We start from the raw sequence: 17,324 nt of genomic DNA on the forward strand, positions 1-17,324 counted from the left end.
AGAAATAGATTATGAAACTTGAATTCTCAATTTATCGTTATAATCCGGATGTAGACAACGCACCCCGTATGCAGGATTACACGCTGGAAGCGGAAGAAGGGCGTGACATGATGCTGCTGGATGCCCTTATCCAGTTGAAGGAGCAGGATCCAACCTTGTCATTCCGCCGTTCATGCCGTGAAGGAGTATGTGGTTCCGACGGTTTGAATATGAACGGTAAAAATGGGCTGGCCTGTATTACATCCATTTCAGCCTTGCGCCGTGGAAACAAAAAGATTGTTATCCGTCCTCTGCCGGGTTTGCCGGTTGTCCGTGATTTGGTCGTTGATATGGGCCAATTTTATGCGCAATATGAGAAAATCCGTCCTTATTTAATTAATGACGGTAAAAACCCTCCTGCGCGTGAACACCTGCAATCACCAGAGCAGCGTGAAAAACTGGATGGCCTTTATGAATGTATCTTGTGTGCCTGCTGTTCGACGTCTTGTCCGTCATTCTGGTGGAATCCGGATAAATTTATTGGGCCAGCGGGTCTGTTAGCGGCATATCGTTTCCTGATTGATAGCCGGGATACTGAAACTTCATCCCGACTTGATGGTCTGAATGATGCATTCAGTGTGTTCCGTTGTCATGGAATTATGAACTGCGTCAATGTATGTCCTAAGGGTCTGAATCCAACAAAAGCGATTGGTCATATTAAGTCTATGTTGTTAAGACACAGTGCTTAATTAAATATTACTGATAGGTCGATATATATATCTAATGGATTTCAGGCTGCATCGCGGTTAACAAAGAAGCGGCTTGAAAGACAAAAGATATAGTGCATAAATAACACATAAATTGTGTGCAAATAATGCATATAAGGTTGCCCTCCACATTTTTGAAATAAATATCAATCTGGTGGAGGGCATAAAGAATGAAAGATGATAAATTGCCTGCTGCTAATGACGGCGCATGTTTCAGTAAAATAAGGAACCTTTAAAAACTGACTTCAGTTTTTAAAGGTTCCTTGAAGGGTAGGATAACCCAAATAAAGAACATGCATTAAGCACGTCCAAATGAACCTTTTATCAACACCGCTTAATAAAGCGGAATTTGTTAACCACGGCGAAAACTAAAGCTTTTAAAGCTTAAGGGATCACAATGCAGAACGGTGCAATGAAGGACTGGCTGGATTCAAGCTTTCTGGCTGGTGCAAACCAGTCTTACATAGAGCAAATCTATGAAGACTATATAACCGATCCTAATTCTGTTGATGCAGGTTGGAGAGAAATATTCCAACAATTACCGGATGCGGGACTTCACGGGGAACAACTTCACTCACAGACACGTGATTACTTCCGTCGTCTGGCAAAGGATGCCACTCGTTACCACACTTCAGTCAGCGATCCAGCAATGGATGCAAAACAAGTTAAGGTTTTGCAGCTAATCAACGCATTCCGCTTCCGCGGTCATCAAAATGCGAACCTTGATCCATTGGGATTATGGAAACAGGAACCTGTACCAGATCTCGATCCTGCTTTCCATAATTTAACCAAAGCAGATTTTGAAGAAACATTTAACGTAGGCTCATTTGCTATCGGCAAAGAGACGATGAAACTGGCTGATTTATATGACGCCCTGAAGCGCATTTATTGTGGTTCTATTGGTGCGGAATATATGCATATCACCAATACAGAGGAAAAGCGCTGGCTCCAACAGCGTCTGGAATCTGTGGCAGTGGGGTCACAGTTCAGTACGGAAGAAAAACGTCGTTTTCTGGCAGAGTTGACGGCAGCAGAAGGTTTGGAACGCTATTTAGGTGCTAAGTTCCCGGGGGCGAAACGTTTCTCCCTTGAAGGCGGTGATGCGCTGATTCCAATGCTAAAAGAACTTATCCGTCACGCAGGTAAACAAGATACTCGTGAAGTTGTACTGGGAATGGCTCACCGTGGGCGCCTCAACGTTCTGGTCAACTTATTCGGTAAAAAACCAGCGGATCTGTTTGACGAATTTGCTGGTAAGCATAAAGAGCATCTTGGCACGGGTGACGTGAAATACCATCAGGGTTTTTCTTCTGATTTCGAAACTGATGGTGGACCAGTGCATCTGGCGCTGGCATTTAACCCATCTCACCTTGAAATTGTCAGCCCTGTTGTTATTGGTTCTGTCCGTGCTCGCCGTGACCGCCTTGATGAAGGCCGCAGTAACATGGTTCTGCCAGTGACCATTCATGGTGACTCAGCAGTAACAGGGCAGGGGATTGTTCAGGAAACACTGAACATGTCTCAGGCGCGCGGCTATGAAGTTGGTGGCACAATTCGAATTGTGGTTAACAACCAGATTGGTTTCACAACTTCTAATCCTAAAGATACCCGTTCAACCGAATATTGTACTGATATTGCGAAGATGGTTCAGGCACCTATCTTCCATGTTAATGCAGATGATCCGGAAGCCGTTACTTTCGTCACCCGTCTTGCTCTGGATTTCCGTAATACGTTTAAACGTGACGTGATGATTGATTTGGTTTGTTACCGTCGTCACGGGCATAACGAAGCTGATGAGCCAAGCGCAACTCAGCCTTTGATGTATCAGAAAATCAAGAAACACCCAACACCACGCAAGATCTACGCAGATAAACTTATCGCAGAAAATCTGCTTTCACCTAATGATGTCACTGAAATGGCCAACTTATATCGTGACGCATTAGATCACGGTGATTGTGTCGTGGATGAGTGGCGTCCAATGGGCCTGCATTCCTTCACATGGGAACCTTACCTGAATCATGAATGGGATGCAGAGTATCCACATCAGGTGGATATGAAGCGCTTGCAAGATCTTGGCAAACGTATCAGCTCCATTCCGGCTGAAGTCGCAATGCATTCCCGCGTTGCAAAAATCTACGCTGACCGTGCAGAAATGGCTAATGGAAACAAATTATTTGACTGGGGCGCGGCAGAAACACTGGCGTATGCAACTCTGGTTGATGAAGGTGTTCCGGTACGTCTGTCCGGTGAAGATGCTGGTCGTGGTACATTCTTCCACCGTCATGCGGTTATCCATAATCAGACTGATGCCTCTGTTTATGTGCCTCTGGCAAATGTTCACAATGGTCAGGGTGAATTCAACGTATGGGATTCCGTGCTGTCTGAAGAAGCAGTATTGGCGTTTGAATACGGTTATGCAACAACAGAGCCACGCACGCTGACCATCTGGGAAGCTCAGTTTGGTGATTTTGCTAACGTAGCACAGGTAGTTATTGACCAGTTCATCAGCTCTGGCGAGCAGAAATGGGGCCGTATGTGTGGTCTGGTTATGTTGCTTCCACATGGATATGAAGGGCAAGGCCCAGAGCACTCATCTGCACGTCTGGAACGTTATCTGCAATTATGTGCAGAACAGAACATGCAGGTCTGTGTGCCATCAACTCCGGCTCAGGTTTATCATATGCTGCGCCGTCAGGCTCTGCGTGGTATGCGTCGTCCTCTGATCGTTATGTCACCTAAGTCACTGCTGCGCCATCCATTGGCAGTATCCAGTCTGGATGAACTGGCTGACGGTAAGTTTGAGACAGTGATTGGCGAAGTTGACGCTTTAGATCCGAAAGGTGTGAAACGCGTTGTACTTTGCTCCGGTAAAGTCTATTACGATCTGCTGGAACAGCGTCGTAAGAATGAACAGAGTGATGTTGCTATTGTTCGTATTGAGCAGCTATATCCATTCCCTCGTCAAGATTTGCAGAATCTGTTTGAGCAGTATGCTCATGTTCATGATTTCGTTTGGTGTCAGGAAGAACCCCTGAACCAAGGGGCTTGGTATTGTAGTCAACATAATTTCCGTGAAGCGATCCCATTTGGGGCTTCTTTACGTTATGCAGGGCGTCCGGCTTCTGCTTCCCCGGCTGTGGGCTATACGTCCGTTCACCAGACGCAACAGCAAGCTCTGGTTAATGACGCACTGAACGTTGAATAAATTTAAGGATAGAAAATGAGTAGCGTAGAAATTCTGGTTCCAGACCTTCCTGAATCTGTTGCGGATGCGACTGTTGCAACATGGCACAAAAAACCGGGTGATGCTGTCGAGCGTGATGACATCCTGGTTGAAATTGAAACTGACAAAGTGATTTTAGAAGTACCAGCAAGTGAAGCAGGTGTTCTGGAAGCTATTTTGGAAGAAGAAGGCGCCACTGTATTGTCTAAGCAATTGCTTGGCCGTATTAGCCTGAGTAACAGTGCTGGCATGCCTGCTGCGGTGAAAGAAACCACTGAGGCAACTCCGGCACAGCGCCAGACTGCCTCTTTGGAAGATGAGAGTAACGATGCTCTTAGCCCGGCAGTTCGTCGTCTGATTGCAGAGCACGATTTAGATCCGGCTGCGATTAAAGGCAGTGGTGTAGGTGGTCGTATTGTGCGTGAAGATGTAGAAAAACATATCGCTGCGAACAAAAAAGAGAGCTCTAAACCTGCTGCATCTGCACCAGCCGCTCAGCAGTCTGAACTGCCTCACCGCAGTGAAAAACGCGTACCAATGACACGTTTACGTAAGCGTGTTGCAGAGCGTCTGCTTGAAGCGAAGAACAATACGGCAATGTTGACGACTTTCAATGAAGTCAACATGAAACCAATTCAGGAACTGCGTAAGCAATACGGCGATGCGTTTGAAAAACGTCATGGTGTTCGTCTGGGCTTCATGTCCTTCTATGTGAAAGCTGTTGTTGAAGCACTGAAACGTTATCCAGAAGTTAATGCTTCAATTGATGGCACTGACGTGGTTTACCATAACTATTTTGATATCAGCATTGCGGTATCGACTCCACGTGGTCTGGTAACTCCAGTATTACGTGATGCAGATGCCCTGAGCATGGCTGATCTCGAAAAAACCATCAAAGAGCTGGCTATTAAAGGCCGTGACGGTAAATTGACTGTTGATGAACTCACCGGTGGTAACTTCACCATTACTAATGGCGGTGTTTTCGGCTCTCTGATGTCCACTCCGATCATTAACCCACCACAAAGTGCGATTCTGGGCATGCATGCTATCAAAGATCGCCCAATGGCAGTCAATGGTCAGGTTGAGATCCTTCCGATGATGTATCTGGCACTGTCTTATGACCATCGTCTGATTGACGGACGTGAGTCTGTAGGCTTCCTGGTGACCATCAAGGAAATGCTGGAAGATCCAACACGTTTGTTGCTGGATGTATAGCATCACCATCAGGGCGGAGGGTGTTAAATTCCGCCCAGTCTGAAGTATACATAATGGATTTCAAGATGCGTCGCGGCGGCAAGAGAGTAAATCCTCAGGAGTATAGATAACCGTATGTTTATAAAAACGGTGACTGGGGTGAGCGAATGCAGCTAACAAAGAGGCAACTTGGGAGATGAAGTGTATAAACGATGTTGATGTAAAAAGTGTTGATGTAACAAACCATGCGGCCAGCTTTCGGGCTGGCCATATCCGAGCAACAAAATATACCCTGTGAATTTCGAAATGCAGTAAATAAGGCTGTAGCTTGTAATACACAGGTATAGAAGGTTAATTACCTTTCTTAGATTAAATTATGGATAGAACATCATGAATTTACACGAGTATCAGGCAAAACAACTTTTTGCACGGTATGGTTTACCAGCACCAGCTGGTTATGCCTGCACAACGCCGCGCGAAGCAGAAGAAGCAGCATCCAAGATTGGTTCAGGTCCTTGGGTCGTTAAATGTCAGGTTCATGCAGGCGGTCGCGGTAAGGCTGGTGGTGTGAAAGTCGTCAATAGCAAGGAAGATATTCGTGCTTTTGCTGAACAATGGCTGGGTAAACGGCTCGTAACCTATCAGACTGACGCACAGGGTCAACCTGTTCACCAGATTCTGGTAGAAGGAGCGACTGATATTGCTAAGGAGCTGTATCTCGGGGCTGTTGTTGACCGTGGTACACGTCGTGTAGTGTTCATGGCCTCTACCGAAGGTGGCGTCGAAATAGAAAAAGTGGCGGAAGAAACGCCCGAACTGATTCATAAAGCAATCATCGACCCACTGGCTGGCCCTATGCCCTATCAAGGCCGTGAACTGGCGTTCAAGTTAGGTTTGACTGGTAAACAAGTCGGTCAATTCACCAAGATTTTCATGGGATTGGCAAACCTTTTCCTTGAGCGTGATCTGGCTCTGGTTGAAATTAACCCGTTGGTTATTACAACTGAAGGTGATCTTATCTGTTTGGATGGAAAGTTGGGTGCAGATGGTAACGCGATGTTCCGTCAGGCCGAACTGCGTGAAATGCACGATCCTTCACAGGAAGATCCTCGTGAAGCTCAGGCTGCACAATGGGAACTGAATTATGTTGCATTGGATGGCAACATTGGTTGTATGGTAAATGGTGCTGGTCTGGCAATGGGAACGATGGACATTGTCAAACTGCACGGTGGTGCACCTGCTAACTTCCTTGATGTTGGTGGTGGCGCAACAAAAGAGCGTGTTACTGAGGCATTTAAAATCATCCTGTCAGATGAAAATGTAAAAGCTGTCTTGGTAAATATCTTTGGTGGGATCGTCCGTTGTGACCTGATTGCCGACGGTATTATTGGTGCTGTGGAAGAAGTTGGTGTTCATGTACCGGTAGTTGTTCGTCTGGAAGGAAACAATGCTGAACTGGGTGCGAAAAAACTGGCTGATAGCGGCTTGAACATTATAGCAGCAACCAGTTTGACAGACGCAGCTAAACAGGCAGTCGCAGCAGCGGGGAATAAATAATGTCTATTTTAATCGATAAAAACACCAAAGTGATTTGTCAGGGTTTTACTGGTAGTCAGGGTACTTTCCACTCAGAACAGGCGATTGCTTACGGTACTCAGATGGTTGGTGGTGTCACACCGGGTAAAGGTGGCACTGAACACCTTGGCCTGCCTGTGTTTAATACCGTTCGTGAAGCGGTTGAAGCAACAGGTGCAACAGCCTCTGTTATTTATGTACCGGCACCATTTTGTAAAGACTCCATTCTGGAAGCTATTGAAGCTGGCATTAAACTGATTATTACCATTACTGAAGGTATTCCGACTCTGGATATGCTGACTGTTAAGGTAAAACTGGATGAAGCCGGTGTTCGCATGATCGGCCCTAACTGCCCGGGTGTGATTACTCCGGGTGAATGTAAGATCGGCATTATGCCTGGTCATATTCATAAAGCAGGTAAAGTGGGTATTGTATCCCGTTCAGGTACTTTGACATATGAAGCGGTGAAACAGACAACTGATGCAGGATTAGGTCAATCCACCTGTGTTGGTATCGGTGGTGACCCAATTCCAGGTTCAAACTTCATCGATATCCTGAAACTGTTCCAGCAGGATCCACAAACTGAAGCTATCGTCATGATCGGCGAGATTGGTGGAACAGCAGAAGAAGAAGCTGCTGCGTACATCAAAGAGCATGTAACGAAACCTGTCGTTGCTTACATCGCTGGTGTGACAGCACCTAAAGGTAAGCGCATGGGGCATGCTGGTGCGATTATCGCGGGTGGTAAAGGCACTGCGGATGAGAAATTCGCAGCGTTGGAAGCCGCTGGCGTGACGACTGTTCGTAGCCTTGCTGACATCGGAGATGCAGTAAAAGGTTTATTGGCAGGAAAATAGTCCAAAATAAGCTATTTTTATAGAAAAAGGCTGCTTTTAAGCAGCCTTTTTATTTTTATTTATAATATAAACAGTAAGTTAGTCTTTTTATACAGAGTAATATTTTTAAATTAAATTTAACTTGTTTTTAGAAAGTCCTATTTAATCGATTAATTTAATTATAAATGCTAAAAAAATATATTTTTCTAATAATGAAAATGAAAAGTTAATTTTATAATGTTTTCCACAGCAAAAAATATATTAACAGGCATTATTGGCAACAAATAATTAACACTAAATCAACTGTAATGAAATAATAGCTGAAATACTTAACAAGAAAATGAAAAAAATGACTAAAATCAATTTATTACTATAAATTCCGTTCGCTTAAATTGATTTAATTGATCTAGAATAAAGAGATATTACCTCATAAATGAACGGCACTATTGGTCTGTATTCAGAATTCTAGTCTGAGTCACGTAAAAGCTATTTATTGTGTGTGAATATAGGCGTAATATTATTGAGATTTATACTGGATTTGATTTACTTAATAATTTGTTGTTGTGTTTGAGGCATTTATTGCTGGTAGTTACGAGACTTTCATTTAATGAAGTCGGGTTGCCGCAAGTCGGTGTCTTCCTGCTAGGAGCAAGGAGTCAAGATGTTTGATATTGTCGAACTGTCACGATTACAGTTTGCCTTAACTGCTATGTACCATTTCCTATTCGTACCATTGACGCTCGGCATGGCGTTTTTGCTTGCGATAATGGAAACGGTATATGTCCTGTCTGGCAAGCAAATCTATAAAGATATGACGAAATTCTGGGGTAAGTTATTTGGTATTAACTTTGCTCTGGGTGTTGCAACAGGTTTGACTATGGAGTTCCAGTTCGGAACAAACTGGTCATATTTCTCACATTATGTTGGTGATATTTTTGGTGCACCATTAGCCATTGAAGGCCTGATGGCTTTCTTCCTTGAATCCACATTTGTTGGTTTATTCTTTTTCGGTTGGGATCGCCTCAGCAAGAAACAGCATCTGGCGGTAACATGGCTGGTTGCATTAGGTTCTAACTTCTCTGCTTTATGGATTCTGATTGCGAATGGCTGGATGCAAAACCCGATTGCATCTGATTTCAATTTTGAAACCATGCGTATGGAAATGGTGAGCTTTAGCGAGCTTGTGCTGAACCCTGTTGCTCAGGTGAAATTCGTTCATACTGTTGCTGCTGGTTATGTGACAGGCGCGGTTTTCGTCTTGGGAATAAGCTCCTACTATCTGCTTAAAGGGCGCGATATTTCGTTTGCTAAGCGTTCTTTTGCAATTGCATCAAGTTTTGGTATTGCGGCAGTATTGTCTGTCATTGTACTGGGTGATGAATCCGGATACGAAATGGGGGACGTGCAAAAAACCAAACTGGCTGCGATTGAAGCAGAATGGGAAACACAGGCACCTCCGGCTGCATTCACACTGATAGGTATTCCTGATCAGGATAAGATGGAAAATAAATACTCCATCCATATTCCTTACGTCTTAGGTCTTATAGCGACCCGCTCAACTGATACTCCTGTGATTGGTCTGCGTGACTTGATGAGTCAGCATGAGCAACGTATCCGTAACGGACTTAAAGCCTATGAGTTACTCGAAGAATTGCGTGCAGGCAATACTGATCCGGCAGTACGTAGCGCATTCAACGAAAGTAAGAAAGATCTTGGCTACGGTATGCTGGTCAAACGTTACACTCCAGAGGTAACAAACGCGACAGAAGAACAGATCAAAGCAGCTGCGAAAGACTCTATTCCACGTGTAGCTCCACTCTATTTTGCATTCCGTATCATGGTTGCCTGTGGCTTTATCATGCTGTTGGTTATTGGCCTGGCATTCTTCAGTGTTATCCGTAACCGTATCGGTCAGCAGAAATGGTTGTTGCGTGCAGCACTGTTCAGTATTCCACTGCCGTGGATTGCTGTTGAAGCAGGCTGGTTTGTTGCAGAGTATGGCCGTCAGCCGTGGGCAATTGGTGAAGTATTACCAACCGCGGTTGCCGCTTCGACACGCAGTGTCGGGGATCTGATTTTCTCAATGGCACTGATTTGTGGTCTGTATACCTTGTTCTTGATTGCTGAAATGTTCCTGATGTTCAAATTTGCCCGTCTTGGCCCGAGTAGCCTCAAAACAGGGCGCTATCATTTTGAACAAAAAGCCGTTTCTTCAACGAAGAATTCTTCAGTGAACAGTATTGAGTAAGCGGGAGTCCACTTATGCTTGATTATGAAGTATTACGATTTATATGGTGGCTGCTGATTGGTGTGTTGCTAATCGGGTTTGCAGTAACCGATGGTTTTGACATGGGTGTTGGTGTCCTGTTGCGGGTTATTGGCAAAAATGACACTGAACGCCGTATCATGATTAACTCTGTAGCCCCTCACTGGGATGGCAACCAGGTGTGGTTAATCACCGCTGGGGGAGCATTATTTGCTGCCTGGCCAATGGTATATGCTGCTGCTTTCTCCGGTTTCTACGTCGCGATGATTCTGGTACTGGCGGCTCTGTTCTTCCGTCCGGTCGGTTTTGACTATCGTTCAAAACTGGAAGACAGAAAATGGCGTAATATGTGGGATTGGGGGATTGTTGTCGGCAGTTTCGTGCCACCGTTGGTGATTGGTGTGGCATTCGGCAACCTGTTACAGGGGGTGCCACTGGCGGTAGATTCTTATTTACGCGTATCTTATGAAGGATCTTTCTTCGGGCTACTGAATCCTTATGGTCTTCTCGCCGGTGTTGTCAGTTTGATGATGATCATTACGCAGGGAGCCACTTACCTGCAAATGCGTACTACAGGTGAATTGCACCTTCGTTCCCGTACTGCGACACAGGTTTGTGCGTTAATCACAGCGGTGGCTTTCTTACTGGCGGGTGTGTGGCTGATTTACGGTATCGATGGTTATGTTGTGACTGGCGGTCTGGATGTAAACGGCGTATCTAATCCATTACATAAAGAAGTGGTTCAACAGGCAGGTGCATGGCTGATCAACTTTAATAACCAGCCGATATTGTGGGCGATACCTGCACTGGGTGTGGTTTTCCCTCTGTTGACTATGCTAGCCACTAAACTGGATAAAGGTGCCTGGGCTTTCCTGTTCTCATCATTGACGGTTGCCTGCATTATTCTGACCGCAGGGATATCCATGTTCCCGTTTGTGATGCCATCAAGCCTTGATCCAAATGTCAGTCTGACCATGTGGGATGCAACATCCAGTCAGTGGACACTACAAATTATGTTCGTTGTTGCGCTTATCTTTGTTCCGATTGTTTTGTCATACACCATCTGGTGTTACTACAAAACCTCCGGGCGTCTGGATAAGGGTTACATTGAAAACAACAAACATTCACTGTACTAAAGGAGCATAGCACATGTGGTATTTTGCCTGGATTCTCGGAACGCTCTTAGCTTGTAGTTTTGCCATTATTGCGGCTTTAGCTCTTGAGCACAGTGAGTCAAAAAAAGTAACTGAGAGTGACAAAAAATAATGTTGGTTGATAGACTTTATCAGCTAATAATGAATAAGGGCCTGTTGAGGGCCCTTATCCTCATTATGGCTTTAGGGCTTGCTTTCTGTATTTTGTGGGATCCGACCCGATTTGCATCGAACACCAGTTCGTTGATGATATGGCAGGGTATTTTACTGATTTGGGCAATTTGTTCCGGGGTTATTTTCGGCGTTGGATTTAATCCTAAACATTTTGTCTGGCGTCTCTTTTTTCATCCATTACCCGCACTTTTAATCCTTATTTTTGGCTTATATCATTTCTTTAAGTAAACTATTTGTAATTTTACAGGACACTGGCCCATAAATTTTTTTGACTAGTTTAATAACAAGTCATTCCAAAGCGCTATTGTCTTAAGTATAGTGGCAGCGTCAATTAGTCTGATTAGGATTATGTGTGAGTAATATGTTGTTCCGTTGGCCTATCCGTGTTTATTACGAAGACACAGATGCTAGTGGTGTGGTCTATCACGCTCAATATCTGGCTTTTTATGAAAGAGCCCGCACAGAAATGTTGCGTGATAAGGGCTTCCACCAGAAGTATATGTTGGATGAACAAATTGGTTTTGTTGTCAGTCGTATGACCGTTGACTACCGGAAGCCAGCCAGATTAGATGATAAGCTGGTTGTGGAGTGCGAAGTGACGAATATCCGCGGTGCTTCGCTGACATTTACTCAACGGATAATTGATTGTAATGATGTAGTTATCAGTAACGCAGAATGTCTGGTTGTCTGCGTAAATTCATCTCAAATGAAGCCTATTGCGCTTCCAAAGTCTATTGTCGCGGAGTTTAAGCAGTGACTGACATGAACATCCTAGATTTATTCCTGAAGGCAGGCTTTTTAGTACAGCTGATCATGTTAATTCTGATTGGTTTTTCTGTCGTCTCTTGGGCGATTATTATTCAAAGAACAAGAATTCTGAATTCCGCCACTCGGGAAGTGGAAGCATTTGAAGATAAATTCTGGTCTGGGATTGAATTGTCCCGCCTTTATAAAGAGAGTCAGTCACATCGTGATTCATTAAGCGGCACTGAACAAATTTTCTATTCTGGCTTTAAAGAATTTTCTCGTTTACATCAGGCAAACAGCCATGCGCCTGAAGCTATTCTGACCGGGGCTTCCCGTGCTATGCGTATCTCCATGAACCGTGAATTGGAAACACTGGAAAATCATATTCCATTCCTGGGTACCGTCGGTTCTATCAGCCCTTATATCGGCCTGTTCGGGACAGTTTGGGGTATTATGCACGCTTTCATTGCGTTGGGATCAGTGAAACAGGCAACGTTACAGATGGTTGCACCCGGTATCGCAGAAGCTCTGATTGCAACAGCAATCGGTCTGTTTGCAGCCATTCCTGCCGTTATGGCTTATAACCGTCTGAATCAGCGTGTCAATAAACTGGAACAAACTTACGACAATTTTATGGAAGAATTTCTGGCGATATTACACCGTCAGGCTTTTGTTTCTAATACTAACAAGTCGTAAAAAGTAAGGGGAAAAGCGAATGGCGCGCACTCGTAGTCGCAGACGTGAGCTAAAATCCGAAATCAATATCGTTCCCTTGCTGGACGTGTTACTGGTTTTACTGCTGATTTTTATGGCAACCGCACCCATTATTACGCAAAGCGTAGAGGTTGATCTACCTGACTCAGTGGATTCGAAAACGGTTTCCAGCACTGATAATCCTCCCGTTATAGTAGAGGTCTCTGGGGTAGGGCGGTACAACATGGTTGTTAATCAGGAGCGTCTGGAATTATTACCAGAGCAACAAATTATTGCTGAAGCTCAAACTCTGATAAAAGCTAACCCTAAAACAATTTTCTTGATTGGGGGTTCAAAAGAAGTTCCTTATGATGAAGTCATCAAGGCTCTGAATATGCTTCGTCAGGCGGGAGTGAAATCAGTGGGTTTAATGACTCAACCTATTGGCGCCTGAATGGCGGCTTACACTTAAAGTTTCTGGATGTCGAGCGTGGGAAAGACAAACAAGCAAAACAGCAGGCTAAATCGCGCCATTATTATTTCAGTTATTTTGCACATTATCCTGTTCGGGTTTCTGATTTGGGGTTCTTTAGAACAAAAAACTGAGATGGGCGGTGGTGGAGTCGGTGGTACAGTTATTGATGCGGTTATGGTCGATCCAAATGCCGTAGTTCAACAATATAACCAGCAGCAACAGCAACAGGCTAATGCAAAGCTGGCTGAGCAGCAGCGGAAGAAAAAAGCCGAACAACAGGCTGCTGAATTGCGAGCTAAGCAGGCGGAAGAGCAAGAGCGCCTGAAAGCTGCGGAAGAAGAGCGGATAAAGGCACAGCAGGTTGCGCAAGAGCAGAAAAAACAGGCTGATGCTGCCGCCGCTAAAGCTCGCCAAGAGCAGAAAATTGCAGAAGAAGCAGCAGCCAAAGCGAAAGCAGAGCAGGAAAGAATTCTGAAAGAACAGGAAGAGGCTCGACAAAAAGCAGAGGCTCAGGCCAGAAAAGAAGCTGAAGAAGCGGCGAAACGTAAAGCCGAAGCGGAAGCGAAGGCAAAAGTAGAGGCTGAGGCAAAAGCTAAAGCAGAAGCCGAAGCGAAGGCTAAAGCGGCAGCTGAAGAAAAAGCTAAAGCGGAAGCAGCCGCTAAAGCCAAAGCAGAGGCCAAAGCAAAAGCGAAAGCCAAGGCAGAAGACGCCAAACAGGCTCAGACAGTCGATGATCTGTTAGGTGGGCTAACTTCCGACACACCTAAACAGGGAGGGGCATCCGCAGCAGGTAAGGGCGGAGGTAAAAAGAGTGGCGCTTCTGAATCAGATATCAATAATTATAAAGGACAAATCCGTGCGGCAATTCAGGGTAAGTTTCTTGATCCGAGTTTGTACTTAGGGCGCACCTGTGATTTGACGATAAAACTGGCACCGGATGGTATGTTAATTAGCATTCATGCTAATGGAGGCGATCCTGCTCTGTGCCAAGCGGCAATTGCAGCGGCTAACCAAACAAAAATGCCCCGCCCACCAAGTAAAGAGGTTTATGAACATTTCAAGAGTTTCTCACTAGACTTTAAGCCGTAGTAAGATAAATATTTGGTAATAATGGATAATTTATTAGGTAAAACTGCGGATAATTTATCTATGTAAACAAAATCATCAGATTTTATTTAGGTATCTGGTTTTGTTTGTTGGCGTTTGTTAGAATCCGGCGGATTATTGCGGGCATGGTGATCGCGATAAGGGAGAGATGATGAAGCAAACTTTTAAACTGACGTTTAAGGCATTATTGGGTTTTCTGCTGCTGTGGGCAACAGTTGCCCGTGCGGAAGTTCGCATTGAAATTACAGAGGGTGTTGATTCAGCCCGTCCTATTGGCGTTGTACCATTCAAATGGACTGGGGCGGATACTCCACCTGAAGCAATTGGTTCTATTGTTGCAGCTGATTTGAGAAACAGTGGGAAGTTTAATCCCATCACTTCGGATCGTATGCCACAACAACCTACCACGGCATCGGAAGTTACACCTGCCGCATGGTCTGCCCTTGGGATAGATTCAGTGGTTGTCGGGCAGGTTCAGCCTGCTGCTGATGGTAAATATTTAGTTTCCTATCAATTGGTTGATGTCGTTGGTACGCCCGGTTCGGTCTTGGCTCAGAATCAATTTCAAGTTGATAAAAAATGGCTGCGCTATGCTGCACATACAGTCAGTAATGAAGTATTTGAAAAATTGACTGGCATCAAGGGAGCATTTGCGACTCGTATAGCTTATGTCGTTAAGAAAACAGCCACAGATAAGTACCCGTATGAATTGCGTGTCGCTGATTATGACGGCTATAACGAAAATGTCGTGCATCGTTCACCAGCACCCTTAATGTCACCGGCATGGTCACCAGATAGTTCTCAACTGGCTTATGTGACATTTGAAGGCGGGCATTCTTCTCTGGTGATCCAGACTCTGGCAACAGGGGCTGTGCGTCAGATTGCATCGTTTCCTCGTCACAACGGTGCACCGGCATTTTCCCCAGATGGCACCAAGCTCGCTTTTGCATTATCTAAAACGGGCAGCCTGAATTTATATGTGATGGATTTGGCCTCAGGGCAAATTAATCAGATCACGGACGGCCGCAGTAACAATACTGAGCCAAGCTGGATGCCGGATAATAAGACGCTGGTCTATACTTCGGACCAGGGCGGTCGCCCACAGTTATATAAAATTGATATTAATGGCGGTGCTCCACAACGACTGACTTGGGAAGGTTCACAGAACCAGGACGCTGATGTGAGTCCTGACGGTACGTTTATCGTTATGGTCAGCACAGCGAGTGGCAGTCAGCACATCGCCAAACAGGATCTGGCAACGGGATCTGTTCAGGTTTTGACAGATACGTTTCTAGATGAAACGCCGAGTATCGCACCTAACGGCACTATGGTTATTTATAGCTCCACCCAAGGGTTGGGGACTGTATTGCAGCTAGTTTCGACTGACGGACGTTTCAAAGCGCGTCTTCCGGCTACTGATGGACAGGTGAAAGCTCCTGCCTGGTCGCCGTATCTGTGATGCATAACAAGTATGTATGGCAAACTATAAAAGGATCAAAGAGATGCAATTGAACAAAGTGCTAAAAGGGCTGATGTTAGCTTTACCAATCATGGCCGTAGCAGCGTGTAGTAATACCAATAAAAATGGTAACAGTGATCAGTCAGGCGTAAGCACTGTTGATAATTCTTCTAAAGCAGGTCTGTCTGCTGAAGAATTAGCACGTCAGCAAATGCAGGAACTGCAAAACCACAACATCGTATACTTCGGTTTCGATAAATACGACATCAACAATGAATTTGCTCAGATGCTGGATGCACACGCTGCATTCCTGCGTAGCAATCCATCTGTTAAAGTGACTATCGAAGGTCATGCGGATGAGCGTGGTACTCCTGAGTACAATATCGCTCTGGGTGAGCGTCGTGCAAATGCAGTTAAAATGTACCTGCAAGGCAAAGGCGTTTCAGCTGACCAGCTCGCTGTTGTTTCTTACGGTAAAGAAAAACCAGCAGTACTGGGTCATGACGAAGCAGCATACGCTAAAAACCGTCGCGCTGTAATCGTATACTAAGAGTAATGCATGAACAGTAACTTCAGACGTTTTGTATTGGGTCTGTCGTTATTGGTTGGCGTAGCGGCTCCTTGGGCCGCTACCGCCCGAGCGCCAATCAGTAATGTCGGCTCAGGCTCCACCGATGAGCGCCTTTCCCAGTTAGAGCGTATTTCTGACGCTCACAGTCAGTTATTAACTCAACTTCAGCAGCAGCTTGCTGATTCCCAACGTGATATTGATACGCTACGTGGTCAGATTCAGGAAAATCAGTACCAATTAAATCAGGTTATTGAGCGCCAGAAGGACATTTATCAGCAACTGGATAAAATCACCAATCCTTCAGGTTCTGAAACTGATAATGCTACTCCGTCAGCAGAGAAAAGCGCAGATAATCAACCGGCCACTGCCACGAGTACAGGTAGTGAGAAGGGAGATTATGATGCTGCCGTCGCTTTGGCTATTAATACCAAAGAATATGATAAGGCAATCGTCGCTTTTCAGAACTTTGTTAAAGCGTATCCTAAGTCTAAATACCTTTCGAATGCTAACTATTGGTTAGGTCAGTTGAATTACAACAAAGGCAAGAAAGATGATGCGGCTTATTATTTTGCGACAGTGGTGAAAAATTATCCTAAGTCATCAAAAAGCAGCGATTCCTTGTATAAAGTTGGTTTGATCATGCAGGAAAAAGGGCAAAAGGATAAAGCCAAGGCAGTTTATCAGCAGGTAGTTAAGCAATATCCCGGTACCAACGCGGCAAAAATGGCTGCCAAAAAGATTGCTGGAATGTAATAATTATCCCCAAAAGGTTATATATCGGTCTTTTTGGGGATAATTGGGTGATTAGTAGTCGCTTGAACGGGTTTTAATAAAATAAATGTTGCGCCGCGCTGAGAAATCAGTAATATATGCCGCCGTTGGCAAGCAATAGTGTTGCTAAACAAGATGTAAATGGGTCGTTAGCTCAGTCGGTAGAGCAGTTGACTTTTAATCAATTGGTCGCAGGTTCGAATCCTGCACGACCCACCATTTAAATCTTCAATTCAGACATACCTCAGATGGGTCGTTAGCTCAGTCGGTAGAGCAGTTGACTTTTAATCAATTGGTCGCAGGTTCGAATCCTGCACGACCCACCATCTAAAC

General features: G+C 44.9%; 16 protein-coding genes and 2 tRNA genes. All 18 read left to right on the top strand.

Going from position 1 to position 17,324, the window contains the following annotated elements; genetic code table 11:
* Positions 1 to 11 precede the first annotated feature (11 nt).
* The 18 genes from AACS92_RS18160 (at position 12) to AACS92_RS18245 (ending at position 17,317) form a co-directional block, all read left to right on the top strand.
* A complete protein-coding gene (locus tag AACS92_RS18160; protein ID WP_099109102.1) occupies positions 12 to 728 on the top strand; it encodes a succinate dehydrogenase iron-sulfur subunit in 717 nt (238 codons plus the stop codon).
* Positions 729 to 1,143: 415 nt separating this feature from the next.
* Positions 1,144 to 3,951: a 2-oxoglutarate dehydrogenase E1 component gene (gene sucA, locus AACS92_RS18165; protein WP_099109103.1), complete on the top strand. Its 2,808-nt coding sequence runs from the start codon at positions 1,144 to 1,146 to the stop codon at positions 3,949 to 3,951.
* A 15-nt stretch (positions 3,952 to 3,966) separates the two neighbouring features.
* Entirely contained in the window at positions 3,967 to 5,184 is a 1,218-nt protein-coding gene (gene odhB / locus AACS92_RS18170; RefSeq protein WP_099109104.1) for a 2-oxoglutarate dehydrogenase complex dihydrolipoyllysine-residue succinyltransferase, read from the top strand.
* Positions 5,185 to 5,553: 369 nt separating this feature from the next.
* Entirely contained in the window at positions 5,554 to 6,720 is a 1,167-nt protein-coding gene (sucC, locus tag AACS92_RS18175; protein ID WP_099109106.1) for an ADP-forming succinate--CoA ligase subunit beta, read from the top strand.
* Positions 6,720 to 7,595, top strand: a complete 876-nt coding sequence (gene sucD / locus AACS92_RS18180) for a succinate--CoA ligase subunit alpha (protein WP_099109107.1) — start codon at positions 6,720 to 6,722, stop codon at positions 7,593 to 7,595. The genes sucC and sucD overlap by 1 nt, the downstream gene beginning before the upstream one ends.
* 640 nt (positions 7,596 to 8,235) lie before the next feature.
* On the top strand, positions 8,236 to 9,822 hold the full coding sequence (gene cydA, locus AACS92_RS18185; protein WP_099109108.1) for a cytochrome ubiquinol oxidase subunit I: 1,587 nt from the start codon (positions 8,236 to 8,238) through the stop codon (positions 9,820 to 9,822).
* Between the two features lie 14 nt (positions 9,823 to 9,836).
* Positions 9,837 to 10,976, top strand: coding sequence for a cytochrome d ubiquinol oxidase subunit II (cydB, locus tag AACS92_RS18190; protein ID WP_099109109.1), 1,140 nt, complete (start codon positions 9,837 to 9,839; stop codon positions 10,974 to 10,976).
* A 13-nt stretch (positions 10,977 to 10,989) separates the two neighbouring features.
* The gene (gene cydX, locus AACS92_RS18195) at positions 10,990 to 11,106 is read left to right on the top strand and encodes a cytochrome bd-I oxidase subunit CydX (RefSeq protein ID WP_099109110.1); all 117 of its coding nucleotides are present in this window, start codon (positions 10,990 to 10,992) and stop codon (positions 11,104 to 11,106) included.
* The gene (ybgE, locus tag AACS92_RS18200) at positions 11,106 to 11,396 is read left to right on the top strand and encodes a cyd operon protein YbgE (protein WP_099109111.1); all 291 of its coding nucleotides are present in this window, start codon (positions 11,106 to 11,108) and stop codon (positions 11,394 to 11,396) included. Before cydX ends, ybgE begins: the two co-directional genes overlap by 1 nt.
* A 124-nt stretch (positions 11,397 to 11,520) precedes the next feature.
* A complete protein-coding gene (gene ybgC, locus AACS92_RS18205; RefSeq protein WP_169926603.1) occupies positions 11,521 to 11,925 on the top strand; it encodes a tol-pal system-associated acyl-CoA thioesterase in 405 nt (134 codons plus the stop codon).
* A complete protein-coding gene (gene tolQ, locus AACS92_RS18210) occupies positions 11,922 to 12,611 on the top strand; it encodes a Tol-Pal system protein TolQ (RefSeq protein ID WP_099109113.1) in 690 nt (229 codons plus the stop codon). The genes ybgC and tolQ overlap by 4 nt, the downstream gene beginning before the upstream one ends.
* A gap of 19 nt (positions 12,612 to 12,630) precedes the next feature.
* Entirely contained in the window at positions 12,631 to 13,062 is a 432-nt protein-coding gene (gene tolR, locus AACS92_RS18215) for a colicin uptake protein TolR (RefSeq protein WP_086953752.1), read from the top strand.
* 36 nt (positions 13,063 to 13,098) lie between these two features.
* Positions 13,099 to 14,172, top strand: a complete 1,074-nt coding sequence (tolA, locus tag AACS92_RS18220) for a cell envelope integrity protein TolA (protein WP_193756886.1) — start codon at positions 13,099 to 13,101, stop codon at positions 14,170 to 14,172.
* A gap of 169 nt (positions 14,173 to 14,341) precedes the next feature.
* Complete coding sequence (tolB, locus tag AACS92_RS18225) at positions 14,342 to 15,649, top strand: Tol-Pal system beta propeller repeat protein TolB (protein ID WP_099109115.1); 1,308 nt, start codon at positions 14,342 to 14,344, stop codon at positions 15,647 to 15,649.
* A 43-nt stretch (positions 15,650 to 15,692) separates the two neighbouring features.
* Positions 15,693 to 16,199: a peptidoglycan-associated lipoprotein Pal gene (pal, locus tag AACS92_RS18230; protein WP_099109116.1), complete on the top strand. Its 507-nt coding sequence runs from the start codon at positions 15,693 to 15,695 to the stop codon at positions 16,197 to 16,199.
* Positions 16,200 to 16,208: 9 nt separating this feature from the next.
* Positions 16,209 to 16,973, top strand: a complete 765-nt coding sequence (gene cpoB / locus AACS92_RS18235) for a cell division protein CpoB (RefSeq protein WP_099109117.1) — start codon at positions 16,209 to 16,211, stop codon at positions 16,971 to 16,973.
* Between the two features lie 161 nt (positions 16,974 to 17,134).
* Positions 17,135 to 17,210, top strand: a tRNA-Lys gene (locus AACS92_RS18240).
* Between the two features lie 31 nt (positions 17,211 to 17,241).
* A tRNA-Lys gene (locus AACS92_RS18245) sits at positions 17,242 to 17,317 on the top strand.
* The last annotated feature ends 7 nt before the right edge of the window (positions 17,318 to 17,324 follow it).

The sequence above is a fragment of the Xenorhabdus sp. KJ12.1 genome (assembly GCF_963876495.1).
GTDB classification, from domain to species: domain Bacteria; phylum Pseudomonadota; class Gammaproteobacteria; order Enterobacterales; family Enterobacteriaceae; genus Xenorhabdus; species Xenorhabdus stockiae.

Bases quoted from the DNA above. Each gene is read 5' to 3' on its own strand.
- tolR (WP_086953752.1), top strand. From the start codon at position 12,631: ATGGCGCGCACTCGTAGTCGCAGACGTGAGCTAAAATCCGAAATCAAT.
- cydB (WP_099109109.1), top strand. From the start codon at position 9,837: ATGCTTGATTATGAAGTATTACGATTTATATGGTGGCTGCTGATTGGT.
- cpoB (WP_099109117.1), top strand. From the start codon at position 16,209: ATGAACAGTAACTTCAGACGTTTTGTATTGGGTCTGTCGTTATTGGTT.
- tolB (WP_099109115.1), top strand. From the start codon at position 14,342: ATGAAGCAAACTTTTAAACTGACGTTTAAGGCATTATTGGGTTTTCTG.
- sucA (WP_099109103.1), top strand. From the start codon at position 1,144: ATGCAGAACGGTGCAATGAAGGACTGGCTGGATTCAAGCTTTCTGGCT.
- sucC (WP_099109106.1), top strand. From the start codon at position 5,554: ATGAATTTACACGAGTATCAGGCAAAACAACTTTTTGCACGGTATGGT.
- odhB (WP_099109104.1), top strand. From the start codon at position 3,967: ATGAGTAGCGTAGAAATTCTGGTTCCAGACCTTCCTGAATCTGTTGCG.
- AACS92_RS18160 (WP_099109102.1), top strand. From the start codon at position 12: ATGAAACTTGAATTCTCAATTTATCGTTATAATCCGGATGTAGACAAC.
- cydX (WP_099109110.1), top strand. From the start codon at position 10,990: ATGTGGTATTTTGCCTGGATTCTCGGAACGCTCTTAGCTTGTAGTTTT.
- sucD (WP_099109107.1), top strand. From the start codon at position 6,720: ATGTCTATTTTAATCGATAAAAACACCAAAGTGATTTGTCAGGGTTTT.
- ybgE (WP_099109111.1), top strand. From the start codon at position 11,106: ATGTTGGTTGATAGACTTTATCAGCTAATAATGAATAAGGGCCTGTTG.
- cydA (WP_099109108.1), top strand. From the start codon at position 8,236: ATGTTTGATATTGTCGAACTGTCACGATTACAGTTTGCCTTAACTGCT.
- pal (WP_099109116.1), top strand. From the start codon at position 15,693: ATGCAATTGAACAAAGTGCTAAAAGGGCTGATGTTAGCTTTACCAATC.